A 19,053-nucleotide genomic window follows, 5' to 3' on the forward strand; every position below is an offset into this window, starting at 1 on the left:
ACAACGGAACCAACCCCACCCGTCAAGCCGATGCGGAACGCCAACGGAACCAACCCCACCCGTCAAGCCGATGCGGAACGCCAACGGAACCAACCCCACCCGTCAAGCCGATGCGGAACGCCAACGGAACCAACCCCGCCCGTTGAGCCGATGCGGAGCGCCAGCGGAGCATCGAGTCGAAACGGTCCCCGGCCAACGACTTACGGCTGCCCCGGCTTGAGCTTGATGAACAGCGCCTCCATCTCGGCGCAGAGTCGTTCGCCGTCGCTGAGCGTGCCCTTGATGTAGACCTTGCGGCCATCGACGTGGTCGGCCCAAGTGTGGATCTGCAGGGGCGTGTTCAACGGGGTGATCGATCGGTACTGGACGGTGAGATACCCGGTGCGGCACACCGCCTCGGTGGCCACCGCCGACGCGAAGCCGCCGAGGTCGTCGAAAGCGACCGCGATCTGCCCGCCGTGCGCGGCGTTGTTGCCACCGAGGTGAAAATCGCGGAAGGTGACGGTGGCGATGACGCCCTGGTCGTTGACCTCGTCGACCTCGTACGGCGGCAACGTGATGTTGCCGCGCGACGGCAGGTCGATACGGGTACCGGCCGGTGAATGCCATTCGTCGATCCGAACCGCTGCGAGTTTCTCGTTGATCGCCTTGAGGTCGGCGATGAGCTCGTCGGTGAGCGCGTCCGGCGGGCAGGCATAGCGGGCGTTGTCCATCAGGGTTCGGACTTGCTCGCTGAACTCGCCGTAACGCGGACCGCCGCGATCGGTGGTGATGGCCGAGTGGGGGCGGAAGCCGCCTTCGTGTGGATCGTCGTCGGCTTGAGAAGCATCGAGCACGGAGCCATCGGTCATTGCGACAGCCTATCGACCCGAGCGACGGACCGAAGACGCCCATCCCTCGCCTGCCACGCGATATCCCACGTGGTCGCTGGAGCCACCGACGCTCGTGACGCGCGCCACATAAGAGCCCCTTCGTGCATCCAAGCACGTTGAAATTTTCTCTCGAAAAGACTCAATCGCTCTTAGGGCATCAAAGTGTTACCAGTGGATGCAAAATTGCAGTTGCTAAATTTCGAGCGTAGGGTCGATCACGGCATCGAGGGGGAGAACTCGCTGGGTCCGCCTCGCTCCGCCATGCGGTTCCTGGACGATCGCACCATTTCTTGCGCCCGACAACCGCAGTGCGGCATTCCTGCCGCACTTCCTCACCGAGGCCCAGCACATTCCTGGCTGAACTCAACGAGGAGAAAACGCGCATGACCAAGCTTCTCACCACGCCGACCGAGCATGTGGCCCTGCTGATTTCAGACGTCGCGCTGATCGGCCATGCCGTGAACGTCCTCCGGGAAGCCGGATACCGGGCAGAGCTGGCCGGCAATCGCATCACCGTCGACGAACAGATGGTGGCGTGTTATGTTTCGGCCAACGGCCGATTCTGGTGGAACGTCTACCCTATAGACGCTCAGGCGACCACCCGATGACCACCTCACCGCCCGTCTTCTACGACAAGACCGGCAAGCGCCTGCGCCGGGTGATCATGACGGTCCTCGCCCTCATCGGGGTCGTCGTCGCCGTGACGGCGTGGACGGTTCCGGCCGCGATGGCGCCTGTCGGGCCGGCGGACTCGGACCCGGGATTCGCGCGGCAGACCCTCGCCGGGGCAGGCGACACCCCGGGCATCGGCGACTGGCAGAACGGAGTCTTCACCAGGCTGTTGCGAGTGGAGCGCACCAGCGACAACACGGTGTTGCTGTACGACGCAGCCACCGGAGAGTACGTCCGGAATGGGCTGGACTCCGAGGACGAGACCATCGGTAACCACCGCTACGTGGTCGACCACTCGGTCACCGCTCCGGATCGCACGCTGATGCTGACGTTCGACGACGGGCCGGACCCGATCTGGACCCCGCAGGTGCTGGATCTCCTCGCTGAGGAACACATTCCCGCAACGTTCTTCGTGGTCGGCAAGAACGTGGCCAACCATCCCGCACTGCTGAAGCGAACGATCCGTGAGGGACACATGGTGGGCAATCACACGGTGTCCCACCTGAAATTCGGAAATCTCCCGAGCTGGCGCGACCGGGCCGAGATCGTCTCGAACGATCGGTTGATCCGTGCGACCGCCGGCTATGCCACACCTTTGTTCCGGATACCGACCGGCGACCCCGATCATCACCCTGTGGCGCAATTGGAGGCCCAGTCGTTGGGCTACCTCCAGGTCGACTTCGACATGGACACCAACGATTGGCGTTACGACGCCGAACACAAGCCGGTACCGGTGCCCAAACTCGACGGCAAGGGGCATGTCGTTCTGATGCACGACGCGGGCGGTAATCGTAGTGGGTCGCTGGTCGCGCTCAAGAAGCTGATCGCCGAGGCCAAAGCGCAGGGCTACACCTTCACCACCCTCGCGCCGATACTGCCGAAGCAGTATCTGCCCCAGCACATCTCGCCGTCGTTCGCCGACTACGCCACCGGGTTCGCTGCGTGGGCGATCATGCAAATGCCGGGAATTCTGCTGTCGATCCTGTTCTGGGTGGGCACCGGCTCGCTGGTGGTCATGTCGCTGATCTACCTGCTGCTGGCACTGGTCAACGTGTGGCGAACCCGCCGCCGTGAGTGGCCGGACATCGCGAGCACCGACATGCCGTTCGTGACCGTGTTGATCGCGGCCTACAACGAGCGCACCGTCATCACTCGTACGCTGGATCACCTCCGGGCCAGCGACCACCCCGCCGAGCGCCTCGAGGTGATCGCCATCGACGACGGCAGCACCGACGACACCCTGAAGTTGCTACAAGAGTATGAGCAGGAGTGGTCGTCGCTCCGGGTGGTTCATCAGGCCAACAGCGGTAAGTCCTCGGCCCTCAACAACGGCATCAACCACGCGGACCCACGCTCGACGGTCATTGTCACCATGGACGCCGACACCTTGTTCCGGCGCGAGACCATCCGTAACCTCGCCCGCCATTTCGTGGGCAATCGAAAGGTCGGCGCGGTGGCCGGGCACGTCAAGGTAGGCAATCGGCGCAACCTGATCACGGCCTGGCAGAGCCTCGAGTACATCTCGGGCATCTGCGTCACCCGCATGGCCGAGATGACGATGGGAGCGATCAGCATCGTCCCCGGTGCCTGTTCGGCGTGGCGGCGCGAGGCGCTGGAGCGGATCGGCGGATTCTGCGACGACACCCTTGCCGAGGACGCCGATGCGACGCTGACCCTGCAGTCGCTCGGGTACACGGTCCTCAACGAGAACGAGGCCATCTGCGACACCGAAGCACCGGAAACGATGCGGACTCTCGCGCGTCAGCGCAAACGGTGGACGTTCGGCAATATCCAGTCGTTGTGGAAGCATCGCCGGATGATGTTCCGCCTCAAGCACGGGCTTCTGGGGATGGTCACGCTTCCGTATGCGGCGCTGTCGCTGATCTTCCCGCTTCTGTTCCTGCCGATCACGCTCGTGGTGGCGGTGCTGATGCTCGCCAACGGGGATTGGGAGGGAATTGCGGCGTTCTCGGCGCTGGTGCTCGTTGTGCATATGCTGATCTCGATCGTCGCCGTAGTGGTGGCACGTGAACGGTGGTGGCATCTGGCAGTGGTTCCGATTTACCGCTTGATCTATGAACCGTTGCGCGCCTACTTGCTCTATGCGTCGGCCTACCGGGTCATCAAGGGCACCGCGGTGGCCTGGGACAAACTGGAGCGGCACAACAGTGTCGTCGCCCATTCGGAAGGAGGTGGCATAGATGCGCTTGATTCCGATGCTGATGGCATTTCTGATGATCGCGGCGTGCGGAGCGGCGTCGCCCTCGCCGGCGCAGCCAGCAGTGGTATCGCGAGCTGAGTTCGACCGCATCTTCCCGAATCGGTCGGCCTTTTACACCTACGACGACTTCTTCCGATACGTCCATCTCGGCACTCGCACGCAGGCAGCGCAGTTCCTGGCCAACGTCCATCACGAAAGCGGTGGACTCACGGCCATCGAGGAAGAACCCGGCCGGCGCAGCGTCTACTGCGACCGGACCCGCCCCTACGGGTGCCCCGCAGGCGCCCGCCAGTACTACGGACGTGGCCCTGTCCAACTCAGCTGGAATTACAACTACGAGGCCGCCGGAAAGGACCTCGGCGTCGATCTGCTCAATCATCCCGATCTCGTCAGCCGCGACGGCGCGCTTGCGTGGCGAACCGCCGAGTGGTTCTGGCGTCAGGTTCCCGCCGGAGCGAGTTTCGCCGACACCATTCGAATCATCAACGGCCCGATGGAGTGCGGCGGAAAGCGCCCAGAACTCGTGCAGAGCCGGGTCAATGCCTATCTGCGCATCTCGAGCATCCTCGGCGTGCAGCCTAGCGGCGACCTCTACTGCTAAACCCTGGCGACGCAAGTTTCCCGAAACATGACTGCCGGGCGAGAGGGTCGGGACGAAAGACCACGGTCAGCGCGTGTCGGTCCGCGCCGGTCTCGGAGCCTCCATCTCTTCACGACGACGGATGACCATCCCGACACCGACCGCACCCACAAGCGAAATCGTGACCCAGAGGCTGAGCACAATCGCGACAAGGATCCAACCGGACATGTTCTTACTGTGGCAAAGAAATAAGGCCCGTGCAACACACTTTGCGATGGAAAATCAGCGCCGGACCTTGGTAAATGTGAGCCTGCACAGTCTCAGATCGACCACTCGATAGGGTAAGTGCCATGCACGCCGACGGACCCGCATCCACCGACCAACCCTTCGACCCCGCCGCTTGGCGACCGGTGGCCGGGTTCGATTTCACCGACCTCACCTATCACCGACACACCGGCGAAGGCCGCGAATACGGCATCGTCCGCATAGCCTTCGACCGCCCCGAGGTCCGCAACGCGTTCCGCCCGCACACCGTCGACGAGCTATACCGCGCCCTCGATCACGCCCGCCGCTCCCCCGACATCGGCACGGTCCTCCTGACGGGCAACGGGCCGAGCCCGAAGGACGGGGGGTGGGCATTCTGCAGCGGCGGCGACCAACGCATCCGCGGGCGGTCCGGCTATCAGTACGCCACCAGCCACGACTCCGACGTCGTGGCCGCCGGTGTGGAGGGTGTCGACGAAGCACGGGTGAAGGCCGAGGGTGGACGTCTGCACATCCTCGAGGTGCAGCGTCTGATCCGCACCATGCCCAAGGTCGTCATCTGCGTCGTCAACGGTTGGGCCGCCGGCGGCGGGCACTCGCTGCACTCCGTGTGCGACCTGACCCTCGCCTCCCGCGAGCACGCCCGGTTCAAGCAGACCGACGCCGACGTCGGCTCCTTCGACGCGGGCTACGGCAGCGCGTATCTCGCCAAGCAGGTCGGCCAGAAGTTCGCCCGCGAGATCTTCTTCCTCGGCGAGGCCTACGACGCCGATACCATGCACCAGATGGGAGCGGTGAATCGTGTTGTCCCCCATGCCGATCTGGAGAAGACAGCCATCGAGTGGGGACGCAAGATCAACGGTAAGTCCCCCACCGCACAGCGGATGCTGAAGTTCGCCTTCAACCTCACCGACGACGGGTTGATGGGGCAGCAGGTGTTCGCCGGCGAGGCGACGCGGTTGGCGTACATGACCGATGAGGCGGTCGAGGGACGAGATGCGTTCTTGGAGAAGCGGTCGCCGGACTGGGATGCGTTCCCCTACTACTACTGAGCCCGGGAGAAACTACCCCCCGAACACCCCACGCAACTCCTCCATATCCGCCACCCGCTCTTTGTGCGTTCCCGCCACCGGCGACGCCAGAATGCAGGTAACCCCGGCCTCCCGGAACGCCTCAGCGCTCTCTGCCACCTCCGACCGCGACCCGATCAACGACATCGCCCGCACTAAGTCGTCCGGCACCGCCTCGGCGGCCTCCATCTTCTTGCCGTCGAGATAGAGGTCCTGGATCAGCTTGGCCTCCTCGACGTACCCGTACCGCTGGGCGAGGGTGTTGTAGAAGTTCTTGCCGCGCGCCCCCATGCCGCCGATGTAGAGAGCGGCGTGATGACGCACCAGGGTCAGCGCCTTCTCGATCTCGTCGGGATCTTCGGAGATCCGTGCGGTCGCCTGCACGACGATCCGCAGCTCGCCCAGCGACGGGTCCCGCTTGGCCTTGCCGACGGCCAGCGCCTCACCGAACGCCGACTGGATCTGCTCGGGATGGAACAGGATCGGCTGGAACTCCTCGAACAGTTCGGCGGCCAGTTCGGTGTTCTTCGGGCCGATCGCGGCCAACAGCATCGGGATGCGATCACGCACCGGGTGATTGATGATCTTCAGCGGCTTGCCCAGCCCGCTGCCGCCGTCGTCCTTGGTGAGCGGAAGGGTGTAGTGCTTGCCGCGGTACTCGACCTTGTCGCGCCGCCACACCATCCGGCAGATCTCGGCATGCTCGCGAGCACGGCCGACGGGGAAGTCGTATTTGACGCCGTGGAAGCCTTCGATCACCTGCGGGCCGGACGCGCCGATGCCCAGTACCGCGCGGCCGCCGCTGATGTAGTCGAGGCCTGCGGCGGTCATCGCGAGGTTGGTCGGAGTCCGAGAGAACATCGGGAGGATCGCCGTCTGCAGTTCCATCGTCTCGGTCTTGGCCGCGATGTAGCCGAGCTGGCTGACCGCGTCGAAGCTGTAGGCCTCCGGGACCGCGATCCGGCCGACCCCGACCTTCTCGAAATCGGCCAGATTGTTGATCGTCTCGCGGAAGTCCCCCGCGTAGTTGATGGGCATCCCCAGCGTCATCGCAGCAGTCATATGCGGATTCTTCCACAGCTGTTTTCGAACGGATTTCGGCGCCCGCGCGGCCGTTCGGTGGTCCCGGTCACAACGCCTACCCCTCATTGGATAGACGTCGGGAATCGGCTCGGTGAACAACAGATGAACACCTGGCGCAAACAGGGAAACTCACAGGTCAATTAGGGACTTTCGGCAGCTCGAAAATTGTCCGAAAGCGCGCGTCGCGCAGCATGATTACTCCCATGACCGCAGAGATGCTCATCCTGGTGCTGTTGGTGATCACAGCACTCGGATTCGACTTCACCAATGGCTTTCACGACACCGGCAATGCCATGGCCACCTCGATCGCCACCAAGGCACTCAAGCCGAAGGTCGCGGTCACGCTGGCAGCGGTCCTGAACCTGGTCGGCGCGTTCCTGTCCGTGCAGGTCGCCGCGACCATCACCAAGGACGTCCTCAACGTTCAGACCAAGTCGGGCGAGCTCATCCCGGGTATCACCCCGACGACGGGCCTGATCATCATCTTTGCCGGCCTCGTCGGCGGCATCCTGTGGAATCTGCTCACCTGGCTGTTCGGTCTGCCGTCGAGCTCGTCACACGCCCTGTTCGGCGGCCTGATCGGCTCCGGCATCGCTGCGCTGGGCACGTCGGGCATCAACTGGAGCGGCATCCTCAACAAGATCATCATCCCGGGTGTGCTGGCGCCGGTCATCGCCTGCATCGTAGCCACCTGCGGCACCTACCTCATCTACGCGATCACCAAGAGCATCATCCAATCCCGGAAAGAGCAGGGCTTCCGCTACGGGCAGATCGCGTCGGCCTCGCTGGTCGCGCTCGCGCACGGCACCGGTGACGCCCAGAAGACGATGGGTGTCATCGCTCTGGCCCTGATCACCACCGGGCACCTGCAGGCCGACTCGGTGTCCGAGGGTCTGCCGCTGTGGATCGTCTTCAGCTGCGCGATCGCCATCGCGCTCGGCACCTACGTCGGCGGCTGGCGCGTCATCCGCACCCTCGGCAAGGGTCTCGTGGAGATCGAGTCCCCGCAGGGTATGGCCGCCGAGGCCTCGTCCGCCGCGATCATCCTCACCTCCAGCGCCGCCGGCATGGCACTGTCGACCACTCAGGTCGCCACCGGATCGATCATGGGTTCCGGCCTCGGCAAGAAGGGCGCCAAGGTCCGGTGGTCGGTGGCCGGCCGCATGGCCGTCGCCTGGGTGATCACGCTGCCGTCAGCCGGCGTGGTCGGAGCGCTGAGCTTCTGGATCGCCAACGGCATCGGCGGCGCCGCCGGTGCGATCGTCATCTTCGCGATCCTCGTCGCCCTTTCAGCGGCGATGTACTGGAAGGCCCAGCAGCAGAAGGTGGACTCCACCAACGTCAATGCCGAATGGGACGAGAGCACCAACAGCGTGGTGCCGGCCACCGTTCGCAGCCACGACGACCACCCGGCTCCGACGCAGAGCGTCTGACCACCGAATCGAAAAGGATCACCGCTCATGAGTGAGTTAGAGGCCATCACCAAGGTTCTCGTCGTCGGTCTGATCTTCGGCGCCGGGCTGCCCGCGCTGTTTGCGGTCGGTATGCGCGCCTATGCGGCCGGCGAGGGCGGCACCGATGCCAGCGGTGCCGCGCACGCACCGAATCCGGCACTGAAGTATCTGGGCTGGTTCCTGTTCATCCTCATCGGCGCGATCATCGTCATCGCCGTGCTGTGGATCGCCCGGGCCAGCATCAACTACCACCTGGGCATCAACCTGTTCCCGTGGGCACCCAAGAAGTAGGGGGTCGAGTTCTTGCCTGACAACGCCAAATTCGAGTCGGTCCTCAACTGGCTGCGCGCCGGCTTCCCGGACGGAGTCCCGCCGAAGGACTATTTCCCGCTGTTGGCGGTCCTCGCCCGCACGCTCGACGAGGAGCAGATCACCAAGGCCATCCTGCCCCTGGTCACCGAGCACGGGAACGAGCCGGTCACCGCGGAGCGCATCAATGATGCCATCGCTCAGGTGACCAACGAGGCGCCCAATCCCGAAGAGATCAACCAGGTGGCGAGCCGGCTGGCCGCCGTCGGATGGCCACTTGCATCGGCTGCCACCGTCTGACCACCACCATCGTCAACCGCGGCGCCGGAAACCGCGCCACGGTTGACCCGCGCCGATCGCCGTAAACTTGGCGTGGCGCACACTTTGACCCGTTTACATCGATCTGCGGGGAGATCGATCGACTGAGCAATAGGGAGGGTTTCCGTCCATGGACCGGCCCCAGTTCCTGCGTCGCATCGTCGACTGGCTGCGGGCGGGCTATCCCAACGGGGTGCCTCAGGAGGACTACATCCCCCTCGTCGCCATCCTGCGACGCCAGCTCAGCGAGGACGAGGTGCAGGAGGTCTCCGCCGAACTCATCGCCGAGTCCGCGCCCCCGCCCGAACCGATCTCCAAGATCGACGCCGGCGTCAAGATCACCAAGGTGACCCACGAACTCCCCCACGACGACGATGTCGCCCGTGTCCGGGCGCATCTCGAGGCCGCCGGCTGGCCGTTCGACGATGCTCCGCTCGATCCGTGGGACTCACCCGATCCCGAGGGTCCGTCCTGAAAACCCTTGACGCCCTGACCCTTCCGGCCCATCGCGGAGTGCTCGAGCAGGTCGACGCACTGCGCGACGCGCTGGCCGGCCGCACCGCGTTCCTGCCCGTCCCCGACGACCCCACCCACACCGCGCGCCTGAGTGAGGCGCTCGCTGTTGGCGACCCCATCGGCGACGAGTTCGTGTTGGTCGTCTCCACCTCCGGCACCACCGGCACCCCGAAAGGTGCTCAGCACACGGCGGATTCGCTGGCCGCGTCGGCCGATGCCACCCACGCGTATCTCGGCGGAGCGGGTATCTGGCTACTCGCCCTCCCGCCACATCACATCGCCGGCCTGCAGGTCGTGCTGCGTTCACTCCGCGCCGGCTTCACCCCGTCGGTGCTCGATCTGCGCGACGGCTTCGACCCCGGCGCGTTCGCCCGTGCGGTCGACAAGCTCGACGGGCCGAGGCGGTACTCATCGCTGGTGCCCGGCCAGCTCCTGAAGGCGCTGGAGCACGACGACGCCGTCCGCGCGCTGCGCGACCTCGACGGTCTGCTGATCGGCGGCGCCGCCACTCCCCTCCCCCTACAGCGTCGCGCCGCCGACGAGGGCGTACCGATCGTCCGCACCTACGGCATGTCCGAGACCGCCGGCGGCTGCGTCTACGACGGCGTCCCCCTCGACGGCGTCACCGTCCGCGTCGACGACCCGAACCCCGACGGAGTCGGCCGCGTCCTCCTGGGTGGACCCGTTGTCGCACAAGGCTACCGGAATCTGCCGGAGCATCCGGCATTCGCCGAGCCGGGCTGGTTCCGCACCGACGATCTCGGCCGCGTCGACGAGCACGGCGTGCTGTCGATCGTGGGTCGGGCCGACGAGGCGATCTCCAGCGGCGGGCTGACCATCGTCCCTCAGGTTGTGGAGGCGGTCATCGTCGAGGACCCGTCGGTGGCCGAATGCGCCGTGGTCGGGATGCCGGATGAGCGGCTGAGTGAACGGGTGGTGGCGTTTGTGGTCCCAGCGCCCGGCCACAGCGTCGACGCGGATCGAATCCGTGGAATTGTGGCCGAGCGACTGGAGAAGTACGCCGCGCCGCGGGAGGTCGTGGTTATCGACTCACTCCCGCTGCGCGGCCCGGGGAAAGTAGATCGTCGGGCACTGCGTACGTGGCGCCCGTAGTCTCAGGTCGTGATGCCCTGCGGTCCGTACCCTTCCTTCAGGACCGCCGTCAAGAGATTCGCCCATCCAGGCTCTGCATTCGATGGAACCTTTTGCTTCGCCACCGATGATCGTCGCCGACTTCCCTCCCGATAACAGGTTTCTCTCCCAGAATAGATACCCTAACGGCATTCCATCGTCCAAAAATTAATTGAAACGCTATCGGTACCGCGACACCGGCAAAGAGCCCGACAATGAAGACGAGCACACCTTCATCAATCCCGACTTTTCTGAGAGCGATTCGAGAGGCGGCGGATCCAAATACATGTAACAAGTAAATTCCAAAGGAGAATCCGCCAAGCCACGACAGCGTACGCCAATTGACCAGGGATCGACCGGAAAAGATCAGTGAAACGCCCATGACTCCTACTGCAAGGGCAATGGCGCGATCCCAAAAATCGCTGAGGTGCCAGTGCTCTACCAGATCCACGATACGAACTGCGTATGCCGTGACAAACAGACATAGTCCGATGGCGAGCGCCCTATCTCGCAAATCGAGAACACGGTATCTGTACATCCCGTAACCGATCAGAAAGAATGGGAGCAGACGGAAGTACCCATTGATGCTGAGATAGTCGTGGTTCGGCGGGACTCGAACGGCAACAAAGACACAGGATGCGACAATGGTTGCGACGAGCCAGCCCCGAAATGTTGTGCTGATTCCTGCCGGATCCAGAGCAGCGATCGTCAGAAAGATCAGAAACAGTGACTGCAGAAACCATAGATGCCCAAAATCGGATGGAGCGAGGAAGAACTTCGGAAAATCACTGAGTGATATCTTTAAATTCGCCCCAGGAGTAAGGTACTGCATCGCAAACAGCATCAACCCGACTGTCACGAAAGGACCCAGAAGGCGACGACTCTTGCCACGCACTAAGCCCGGGTATCCCGAGAACGAAGCGACCGGCCGCCTTGCATACACGTAACCGGACAAGACCGTAAAAAGCGGCATTCGTATATCCTCGAAACAGAGGTAAAACCAACGCCAGGCGGAATCGTCGTCCACCCGCATCCCACGTGCGGCAGAAGATCCAATGACGTGACCTGCAACCATCAGAAGGACTGCAATACCACGCAACGCCTGGACAGACGAGTCCTTCGCGGCATTAGCAGCGACCTGATCGACTGCGTCCATACCCGATGTCCACTTCCTCGTGACGCCGCGCCTCAAGCGCGTGATCTTCCCGCCGCCACCCATCGCCTGTTGAACCCGACTTAGCTCAGACGCGAACTTTAGCACGCGGGTAGCACTCTAAGAATGGTTCCGACGACCCGTCACGGCCTGTTTGTCGGCTTCGTCGGAATCGAACTCAAAACCGCCAGATGCTGGACAAGCTCACTGCCCAGCCAGTCTGTCGACTATCGGAGCCACCATGTCGACGTTCCCCCCGAGGTTGTAGTAGCTGAGGCCAAAGCGATCTCGCGCTTCGAGTATCCGCTCGATGCAATGTTCCACACTACCGACCAACACGGACGGCGAGTCCAACGCTGTGGCGTCGTCAGCACCGAGCGCATCGGCGAATGCCGAGATCGACCAGCGTGCTCGCCTCGGCGAATCGGTGATCTCAACGAGATGTGCCGAGTGCTGTAGTTCCGGCCCTTCACCCGCGCGACCCGACACGCGCCAGGCCGAAAGCACCCATTGGACTTTTTCGGCTATACTTTCGGCGCTCAGATCGCCGACCACCCCGCCCCTTCGGTCCGGACTCACCTGTCGCGCGTGTATTCCAACGATGTCTGCGACTCGCGCAGCGAGGTCAAGCGCTAGCCGACCGCCACCTCCCATAAGTATCGGCGGGCGTGGTGTCTGAACTGTCTTGGGGAGACCGTCCAGATCCTGGATTCGGTAGTACTCACCCTCGAAATTCAAAGGTGCCGCGCCGAATAGTCCGTCGATGATGGCGACCGACTCTTCCAATCGTGCGAGACGCCGCCGCGGCGATTCGAGGACAATGCCGGTCGAGCTGTAGTCGGAGGGCATCCAACCGGCGCCGAGCCCGATCTCCACTCGTCCCTCGCTCAACACGTCGAGCATGGCGAAGGACTTGTGGACTGTGACAGGGTGACGGAAATCGTTTGCCAGGACAAGGGTGAGTAGGCGTATCCGAGTTGTCACTTCCGCTGCGGCGGTTAGGGCTGTCAGCGGGTCCATCGACCATCCCGAACTGAAATGATCCGAGATCGACAACGTTGAGAACCCGAGATCCTCGATACGGCGAATCTCATTCCGCCAGTCGGAAAGCGAACCCGTCCAACTCGGCATTGGCGCAATGAAGCGAAAAGGCCTGCTCATATGGCGCTACCGTTAGGCTGCTCTCGGGAGAACTGTAGCCTGCGGATTGGTCATCTCCTCACATCAAAGCACGCTCGGACATGTGCAATGATACTGACGCTACTCACTCGTGGGTGGCCTCACGACGAAGAGGTGGGCGAAATGTCCGATACCGCGCTTGGCCGGCCACCAAAGATGAAGATCGGCTACACGGTGGTCGACTTTGCATCGCACGGAGACGTTCTGACCGCCGTCAGCACCAGGCTCATGGCAGGCGCCGGCCGCCCACTGGGTATAGCGTCAGTAAATCTCGACCACCTCCATCATTTCGCGAGGAATAGCGGCAACAGCCTGACTGGCCGGTCAGTCAACTGGCTTATGCTCGCCGACGGGGCTCCGATCGCAATGTGCGGACGACGGCTCAGCGGCCGTCATTGGCCCCGGCTGACTGGTGCGGATCTGCTCCCGGATGTGCTCACGCTCTCGGCAGAGCACGGGGCATCGGTCGGCTTCCTCGGCGGCTTTGAAGAGATGCACCGGTCGCTACAGGACGTCCTGTCCAACCGGTGGCCTGAGCTCGGTGGAGCACAAATGTGGGCGCCCGCGCGTGACACCATCACCGACCCGGTCCTCGCGGGTCACCTTGCCCAAGAGGTGGCAGATGCAAAGGTCGATGTCCTTGTCGTCGGTCTCGGAAAGCCTCTTCAAGAGCTGTGGATTGAGCAGTTCGGGCATGACTCAGAGGCGAAAGTGATCCTTGCGTTTGGCGCGTCGGCAGATTTTCTGGCCGGTCGAGTCCAGCGGGCGCCCGAGGTGATGCAGAACCTCGGTGGCGAGTGGCTATTTCGCCTTGTCAAGGAACCTCGACGGCTAGCACGCCGCTATCTCGTCGAGGCGCCTGCCCAGTTGAAGTTACTCCGCTCAGCGCGCCTCGTTGACTCGGAATTCAATCAGGACGAGAGCGAAATCTCATAGAGATGATAGGTCGACTCCGTCGCAAACATATCACTGAAATGTCGATCATTGATGCTGATTTGCCTGCCTTCTCCAATCACTTCCGCCTTACCAGAAAGCCCCTCCGGTACCGTAAAAGTCCTGATCCCCGACCCCCCATCAGTCATAGCAAATAGATACGCTTTTCCGTCCTTGACTTTTAACATCGTCTGAACGTGCGATCCGGCAGACCACCGGTAGCTTTGCGTATTCAGCACGGGGGCCATTTTGCGTAGGAGCGCATTTATCTCGCGCAGTGCCAGCAGTTGATCATTGCCGCAAAACGCGGCGCCCTGCCGCTGTGCGTCACGGAGCGGTTGCGACGACTTGCACGGGCCACCAAACGACTGCTGGAACCAGACAATCCCCCGCGCCTCATTGATCACCGACGCCATGGCCGCTCCACGGAGCTCATCGGGACGGATATATCGGATAAAGTTCCCGTCGTTGTCCGCGCCGCCATATAGATCGATGAAGTTCCAAATAGGAACCAATTTTCCGTCCAGCGCATCGTTAGCGCGAAGCGCAGCGGTCATCCGTCCGTACGTGGCTGACGATCGGCAGGTCTGTAACGGGATCGGTACATCGAACATTGTGCCGCGATAGGTATCCGCCGGATCATTGCAAAATGGAATCGTGTAGGCGTACATATCAAGGCTGACCACGTCGGCGAAGGTATTTACGTAGCGCTCTTTCACATCTTCCGGTAAATCTGGGCCGACCACCATCCTTGTAAAATTGGTGTACAGAAATTGGCGCCGGTCCGCGAGTTCAGACCGTAAATCAGCCAGATGTTTGAGCCCAGCTGCGGGGTCGAATCGACCATCGACCTCGTCGTCCATGAACTGTCCGGGCCAATGCCGGGAAGACTTGTCGAAGGTCGAATTGACTCTGTCGCCAACCCAGTACATATCGGCGTCCTGCAAGGCGCCGAAAGGAGTGTTTTTCCACAGCCCGCCGGTATAGAAGTTAATTCCGTACGAACGATCCCACCGAGTGTTCGTCACGTCATCGAATGATCCAAACCACAATCCGATCGGAAAGAAATTAGGATCTGTCCAGTCTTGAGCGTTCGCGAACCTGGACCAGTAGGACGGGCCGCCCTCCCATTCGATCCTGGGCAAACGTGTGACGCTTGAATCATTACCTAGGGCGGACGAGCACCCAGACACCACTGTGGCTACTGAGAAACAGATTGCCACAAAAAGTGCGAGCGATTTTCGGCGAGAGGATCGTGGTACTTTAAACACCGAGTTGCAGTTTACAGCCTTCCCGCCCCGTGCGCCATGGACATGGCCACCAGGTGCGCCGGATGGCCCACGATTGGAGCGCACGCGCAACCGCTAGTCGGGTAAGGGTGAGGAATGGATCTGTTTGATGCCGCACGGGCATGCCGGCGTCGGTGGTACGTCGTGGTTCCGCTGCTTCTGGTAACGATCGTTGCGACGGGGATCGCGTATCTGTCTGCCACGACGGTCTACCAGGCAACCGCTGTCGTCGGCGTCAGTCCGTCCCCGATCACGGGGTCCGAAGGCAACGGAATCCTCAACAACGGTGGAACTCAGCTGTTGGCAAACCTGACCAACCTTGGGCTGCAGGAACCGGATGTGGTGCATCGCATTGTGACAGAGTCTGGCGCCAAGAGCTTCAAGTGTGAGGTGTACGCGGTTCCAGGTGGGCAGTTACCGCTGGTCAGCATGACATCGACCGCGGACGACCCTCAAACCGCGATTCGAACTCTTGACATCGCAACCAAAGAGGCCACGACTGTCCTGGACCGAGTCCAAGCCGACGCACAGATCCCAGAAACCGCGTTTGCTGTGGTGTACGGCGTGAGCGCTCAAGAGAAGGCGACAGCCCTCACGCCGGGGCGGTCACGGCTCACCGCCGGGTTGCTCGCCGTCGGCTTCTTCTTCAGCGTCGTGATCACGATCTTGTTCGACGTGGCCATGATGCGGCGCAAGCGTCAGAACGAGGCCACTCACGGAACTGACGACGTCGGCACGGTTGGCGAGCCCGTCGAGACGGACGAAGACCGAGACGCCTCTGACCTCTCTGCTGCACATGCCCGCGCCGACGACCCCGACCCCGGCCACGCTCACGAAGTCGACGATTTCAGCCGGAGTCGGTGACGCAGCGTGGCGAGGCCGTTGGATTCGCTGGTCGCCGTCGCCCGCATGGAGAGGGCGCGCGACGACGGTATTCCGTGGCTCGGCGCTGTCTTCTGCGTGATGATTCCGTTGATGCCGGCTATCGCAGTTGCGCCTGGCCCATTGAAGGGGCAGGGTTCCCCGGCACGGCTATTGGGCTTCCTCGCGTTCGTTGTGGTCGCACTCGGCTTCATCCACAAAAGGCACAACTACACGCGGCTCAACCCGGGCACCGTGATTCTCCTCATCGTCCTCATGCTTCAACTGTTGACCTTCTTCACCGGCGCATTTGCTCCTGGCGGTGAATACGTAGAGGACAACAAGCTACGAGTCGCTTTTGTCACTGTCGCCTACGCCGGGATGGGCTTGTATATCACCACACGCGTCAGGTTTCGCAGGCAGCAGCAGCTCCTCATCGGCGCACTCTTGATCGGTTTGGCGTGGGCAATGGTCGTCGGCATCCTGCAGAGCGTCGGCGGGATCGACTTGAGGTCGACGTTCGTGCCGCCCGGATTCATCGATATTCTTCCGGTCGAAGGGCTGAGCGAGCGGGGCGATTCCGTACGCGTGGTGGGAACGTCCGAACACGCCATCGAGTTTGCCGTCCTGGCCGCGATCACCGTTCCGTTGGCGCTACATATGACGCGGTACGCGTCGACCCGAGCGAGGCGCAGGGCGAGTGCGGTCGCCGCCGTGCTGGCCTGCTTGGCCATTCCACTATCCGTTTCGCGGACGGGTGCCCTGGTGCTGTTCGCGGTCCTTGCTGTCTACAGCCTTGCGTTGTCGCTCCGATTCCTTGCGACCGCAGCTGTTGCCGGGCTGGGGCTACTCCTGGCCTACAAAATCGTTTATCCCGGCCCCCTGAACTCGCTGTTGGCCTCGATTCTCGGAGCGTCCACTGACTCCAGTATCACCACCCGAACAGACGACTACGCAGCAGTCTCGGAGATGTTTCACCAGCATCCGTGGCTCGGAATCGGGCTGGGAGGTAATCCTCCCCCCGAGTTCCGATGGCTGGATAACCAATGGCTGCAAGCAATCGTCCAGGGTGGGGTCGTCGGGATCGTCGCGCTTATCGCGCTCCTGTCAGCGGGTGTCGCGGGGCTTTTCGTCGGTGTCAGCCAAGCCGAGAACCGGCGGGCCAGAGACCAGACCTACGCCCTGGGCGCAGCTTTTGTCGGCGTCTCGGTTTCGACGTTCACTTTTGATCTGTTCAGCTTCCAACAGGCCGCGATGATGTTATTCGTCCTGTTCGGCCTACTGTGGTCTGGCCCAAAAGTCTGTGGGCCTCCTAGGGCTGCACCCGGGACGGCGGAATCGACTCATTCACTCCGACTCGAGTCATCCCGCTCCCAGGTAGCAGCGGATCGGGGTGCGCCCTGAGACCGGAGTCGGGCAATTGTTACCACGACGCCATAGGTCAAGACGTCCAATGCCGACTGCGGACCAGCGATCGAATGGAGCAGGTCACGTACTGTTCCCGTAGCCGATTTGGCTTCGCTCAACTCGCGTTTGCCGCGATACACCCTTTTGAGCGTGTGGACGAGCGCCTTCGCTGACCGTGGTGCGGTCACGATCACGGAGTCGGTCGAGACCACCGCAATCTCGTTCTTGTCGAACTGCAGGTCTATCCACAGGTCGTCGGCTGTCAACTGGGGAAATGGACCAGCGACCGACGCTCCGGCTACATCCACCGCATAGGCGCCGGCGCCCCAGAGTCCGGTGTTCAACGATTCCACTCGACTTCGACATCGGTAGAAGCGCCGGACAATCCAGTCCGACTTCTTTGTGTCGACCACCGCTGACGGTCGAGCTGCCCGTATATCGCCGACGCCCAGTGCGCTGAACGTGTCCGCGACCGCGCTCTCGGTGATCTTGATATCTGCGTCCAAGTAGAGCCGTGGCCACAACGAGGCTCGGTCGTTTCCGGCGTTGAGAGCAGCCGGCTTGGAGGCCTCCGCAAGATCGACGACGATGACACCAGGGACCTCACGGGCCCTCGCCACCGTTTGGTCGGTGCAGCCGTTGGCGACCACGATCAATTCGATGGCACCCCGCGCGGCCGCACTACTCAGTGGCGCCAAAGTGTCCTGGATGGTCCGCTCCTCATTGTGGGCGGGTACTATCACCGCGCCGGAACCGAGATTGAGGAATCGGCGAGCGGGAACAGCCGATGGTAGGGCCTGCCACCGCTTCCGAGAGCCAAGCGTGAAGACCATGGCGAGGTCCGTGCGTTTGCGAACACGGACACTGGCACCCAGCAGGACAGCGGCTCGGAAAACGAGGGCGTAGAAGGCAGGATGCCACTTCTCGATGTACCTCACCTTGTTGACAGCGAGCAGGGTGTCGAGTTCTGGCGAAAGCCCGGACCCACCGCGACGATGAACCACCGTGGCCGAAGGAACGTATTGAATTGCCCATCCACAGTCACGGAGTCTGCGGCAAAAATCTACTTCTTCAGAGTAGAGAAAGAAGCGCTCGTCCCACAGGCCGACTTGGCTTGCCGCATCCGAGCGTAGCAATATCGCCGCTCCCGTCGCCCAGTCAACGGAATGCGCGGAATCGTAAGCTGCCACATTGTATTCGCCCTCTCGCAGCCATTTCGGACGACTGGCAACGCGCGATCCGAAAATAGATTCTCCCAATGTCCTCAAAATATTCGGCTCGCTGCGGAGGGACGGATTCACCGTCCGATCCTCGTCCAGAGTTCGAGGTACCGCTGCGCCGATCCCATGGTCACCGATGGCGCGGATGAGCTCACTGATCGCGTCGGCTTCGACGCGAAGATCGGGATTGAGGATGAGGACGTAGGTCGCTGGACCTGCATGGCGAATGCCTTCGTTGATTCCGCCCGCAAACCCTGCATTGCCGGCCGGATTCTTGATCAGAACGACATCATCGGCGGTGCTACATACGATCTCGACCGTCCCGTCCGTTGAGTCGTTGTCCACGATCACAACGCGCACCCGAAGAGTGGAGGCTTCGCGGCGCAAGTCACCGATGAGGTCGAGCACATCGTTCTGGCTGTTGTAGGTGACTATAAGCACCGCGACGTCACATTCGGTGTTCGCCGGGGCAAACCTTCTGTGTTCGGCCATCAGCGGTCCAAGTCGGCGATCGCTGCCAT

18 protein-coding genes are annotated in these 19,053 nt (G+C 62.4%); 12 read left to right on the plus strand and 6 right to left on the minus strand.

Features of this window, described 5'->3' with window-relative positions; translation table 11 throughout:
• Positions 1 to 200 precede the first annotated feature (200 nt).
• Entirely contained in the window at positions 201 to 851 is a 651-nt protein-coding gene (locus ACWDTI_RS16400; protein WP_449739160.1) for a PaaI family thioesterase, read from the minus strand.
• A gap of 404 nt (positions 852 to 1,255) precedes the next feature.
• Between ACWDTI_RS16400 and ACWDTI_RS16405 the strand changes: the two genes are divergently transcribed.
• From ACWDTI_RS16405 to ACWDTI_RS16420, 4 genes are all read left to right on the plus strand, one after another.
• A complete protein-coding gene (locus ACWDTI_RS16405) occupies positions 1,256 to 1,480 on the plus strand; it encodes a hypothetical protein (RefSeq protein ID WP_449739161.1) in 225 nt (74 codons plus the stop codon).
• The gene (locus ACWDTI_RS16410; RefSeq protein ID WP_449739162.1) at positions 1,477 to 3,843 is read left to right on the plus strand and encodes a bifunctional polysaccharide deacetylase/glycosyltransferase family 2 protein; all 2,367 of its coding nucleotides are present in this window, start codon (positions 1,477 to 1,479) and stop codon (positions 3,841 to 3,843) included. Before ACWDTI_RS16405 ends, ACWDTI_RS16410 begins: the two co-directional genes overlap by 4 nt.
• Positions 3,827 to 4,366: a chitinase gene (locus tag ACWDTI_RS16415; RefSeq protein ID WP_449739163.1), complete on the plus strand. Its 540-nt coding sequence runs from the start codon at positions 3,827 to 3,829 to the stop codon at positions 4,364 to 4,366. Before ACWDTI_RS16410 ends, ACWDTI_RS16415 begins: the two co-directional genes overlap by 17 nt.
• Before the next feature lie 329 nt (positions 4,367 to 4,695).
• Positions 4,696 to 5,661 carry a 1,4-dihydroxy-2-naphthoyl-CoA synthase gene (locus ACWDTI_RS16420; protein ID WP_449739164.1) on the plus strand — a complete coding sequence of 322 codons (966 nt, stop codon included), beginning with the start codon at positions 4,696 to 4,698 and terminating at the stop codon, positions 5,659 to 5,661.
• Positions 5,662 to 5,673: 12 nt separating this feature from the next.
• On the opposite strand, the gene ACWDTI_RS16425 is transcribed toward ACWDTI_RS16420, so the two are convergent.
• Positions 5,674 to 6,729: an LLM class F420-dependent oxidoreductase gene (locus tag ACWDTI_RS16425; RefSeq protein WP_449739208.1), complete on the minus strand. Its 1,056-nt coding sequence runs from the start codon at positions 6,727 to 6,729 to the stop codon at positions 5,674 to 5,676.
• 236 nt (positions 6,730 to 6,965) lie between these two features.
• Between ACWDTI_RS16425 and ACWDTI_RS16430 the strand changes: the two genes are divergently transcribed.
• From ACWDTI_RS16430 to menE, 5 genes are all read left to right on the plus strand, one after another.
• Positions 6,966 to 8,195, plus strand: a complete 1,230-nt coding sequence (locus ACWDTI_RS16430) for an anion permease (protein WP_449739165.1) — start codon at positions 6,966 to 6,968, stop codon at positions 8,193 to 8,195.
• A 27-nt stretch (positions 8,196 to 8,222) separates the two neighbouring features.
• Positions 8,223 to 8,507 (plus strand): hypothetical protein, encoded by a 285-nt coding sequence (locus ACWDTI_RS16435; protein ID WP_449739166.1) that lies wholly within the window; start codon positions 8,223 to 8,225, stop codon positions 8,505 to 8,507.
• A 12-nt stretch (positions 8,508 to 8,519) separates the two neighbouring features.
• Positions 8,520 to 8,825 (plus strand): DUF3349 domain-containing protein, encoded by a 306-nt coding sequence (locus tag ACWDTI_RS16440; RefSeq protein ID WP_449739167.1) that lies wholly within the window; start codon positions 8,520 to 8,522, stop codon positions 8,823 to 8,825.
• A gap of 148 nt (positions 8,826 to 8,973) precedes the next feature.
• Positions 8,974 to 9,318 (plus strand): DUF3349 domain-containing protein, encoded by a 345-nt coding sequence (locus tag ACWDTI_RS16445; RefSeq protein WP_449739168.1) that lies wholly within the window; start codon positions 8,974 to 8,976, stop codon positions 9,316 to 9,318.
• A complete protein-coding gene (gene menE, locus ACWDTI_RS16450) occupies positions 9,315 to 10,472 on the plus strand; it encodes an o-succinylbenzoate--CoA ligase (protein ID WP_449739209.1) in 1,158 nt (385 codons plus the stop codon). Before ACWDTI_RS16445 ends, menE begins: the two co-directional genes overlap by 4 nt.
• Positions 10,473 to 10,521: 49 nt before the next feature.
• Here the strand turns inward: menE and ACWDTI_RS16455 are convergent, their stop codons facing one another.
• Positions 10,522 to 11,646, minus strand: coding sequence for an acyltransferase family protein (locus tag ACWDTI_RS16455; RefSeq protein ID WP_449739169.1), 1,125 nt, complete (start codon positions 11,644 to 11,646; stop codon positions 10,522 to 10,524).
• Positions 11,647 to 11,847: 201 nt separating this feature from the next.
• Positions 11,848 to 12,804: a TIGR03621 family F420-dependent LLM class oxidoreductase gene (locus ACWDTI_RS16460; RefSeq protein WP_449739170.1), complete on the minus strand. Its 957-nt coding sequence runs from the start codon at positions 12,802 to 12,804 to the stop codon at positions 11,848 to 11,850.
• A gap of 141 nt (positions 12,805 to 12,945) precedes the next feature.
• Here ACWDTI_RS16460 and ACWDTI_RS16465 point away from each other — a divergent pair, with 141 nt between their 5' ends.
• Positions 12,946 to 13,758, plus strand: coding sequence for a WecB/TagA/CpsF family glycosyltransferase (locus ACWDTI_RS16465; protein WP_449739171.1), 813 nt, complete (start codon positions 12,946 to 12,948; stop codon positions 13,756 to 13,758).
• Here the strand turns inward: ACWDTI_RS16465 and ACWDTI_RS16470 are convergent.
• Positions 13,734 to 14,783, minus strand: a complete 1,050-nt coding sequence (locus tag ACWDTI_RS16470; protein WP_449739172.1) for a hypothetical protein — start codon at positions 14,781 to 14,783, stop codon at positions 13,734 to 13,736. The genes ACWDTI_RS16465 and ACWDTI_RS16470 overlap by 25 nt on opposite strands.
• Before the next feature lie 357 nt (positions 14,784 to 15,140).
• Here ACWDTI_RS16470 and ACWDTI_RS16475 point away from each other — a divergent pair, with 357 nt between their 5' ends.
• Entirely contained in the window at positions 15,141 to 15,908 is a 768-nt protein-coding gene (locus ACWDTI_RS16475; protein WP_449739173.1) for a hypothetical protein, read from the plus strand.
• Between the two features lie 18 nt (positions 15,909 to 15,926).
• The gene (locus tag ACWDTI_RS16480) at positions 15,927 to 17,309 is read left to right on the plus strand and encodes an O-antigen ligase family protein (protein WP_449739174.1); all 1,383 of its coding nucleotides are present in this window, start codon (positions 15,927 to 15,929) and stop codon (positions 17,307 to 17,309) included.
• Here the strand turns inward: ACWDTI_RS16480 and ACWDTI_RS16485 are convergent.
• Positions 17,249 to 19,024: a glycosyltransferase gene (locus ACWDTI_RS16485; RefSeq protein WP_449739175.1), complete on the minus strand. Its 1,776-nt coding sequence runs from the start codon at positions 19,022 to 19,024 to the stop codon at positions 17,249 to 17,251. The genes ACWDTI_RS16480 and ACWDTI_RS16485 overlap by 61 nt on opposite strands.
• Positions 19,025 to 19,053: the final 29 nt, after the last annotated feature.

The sequence above is a fragment of the Gordonia sp. NPDC003424 genome (genome assembly GCF_053588655.1).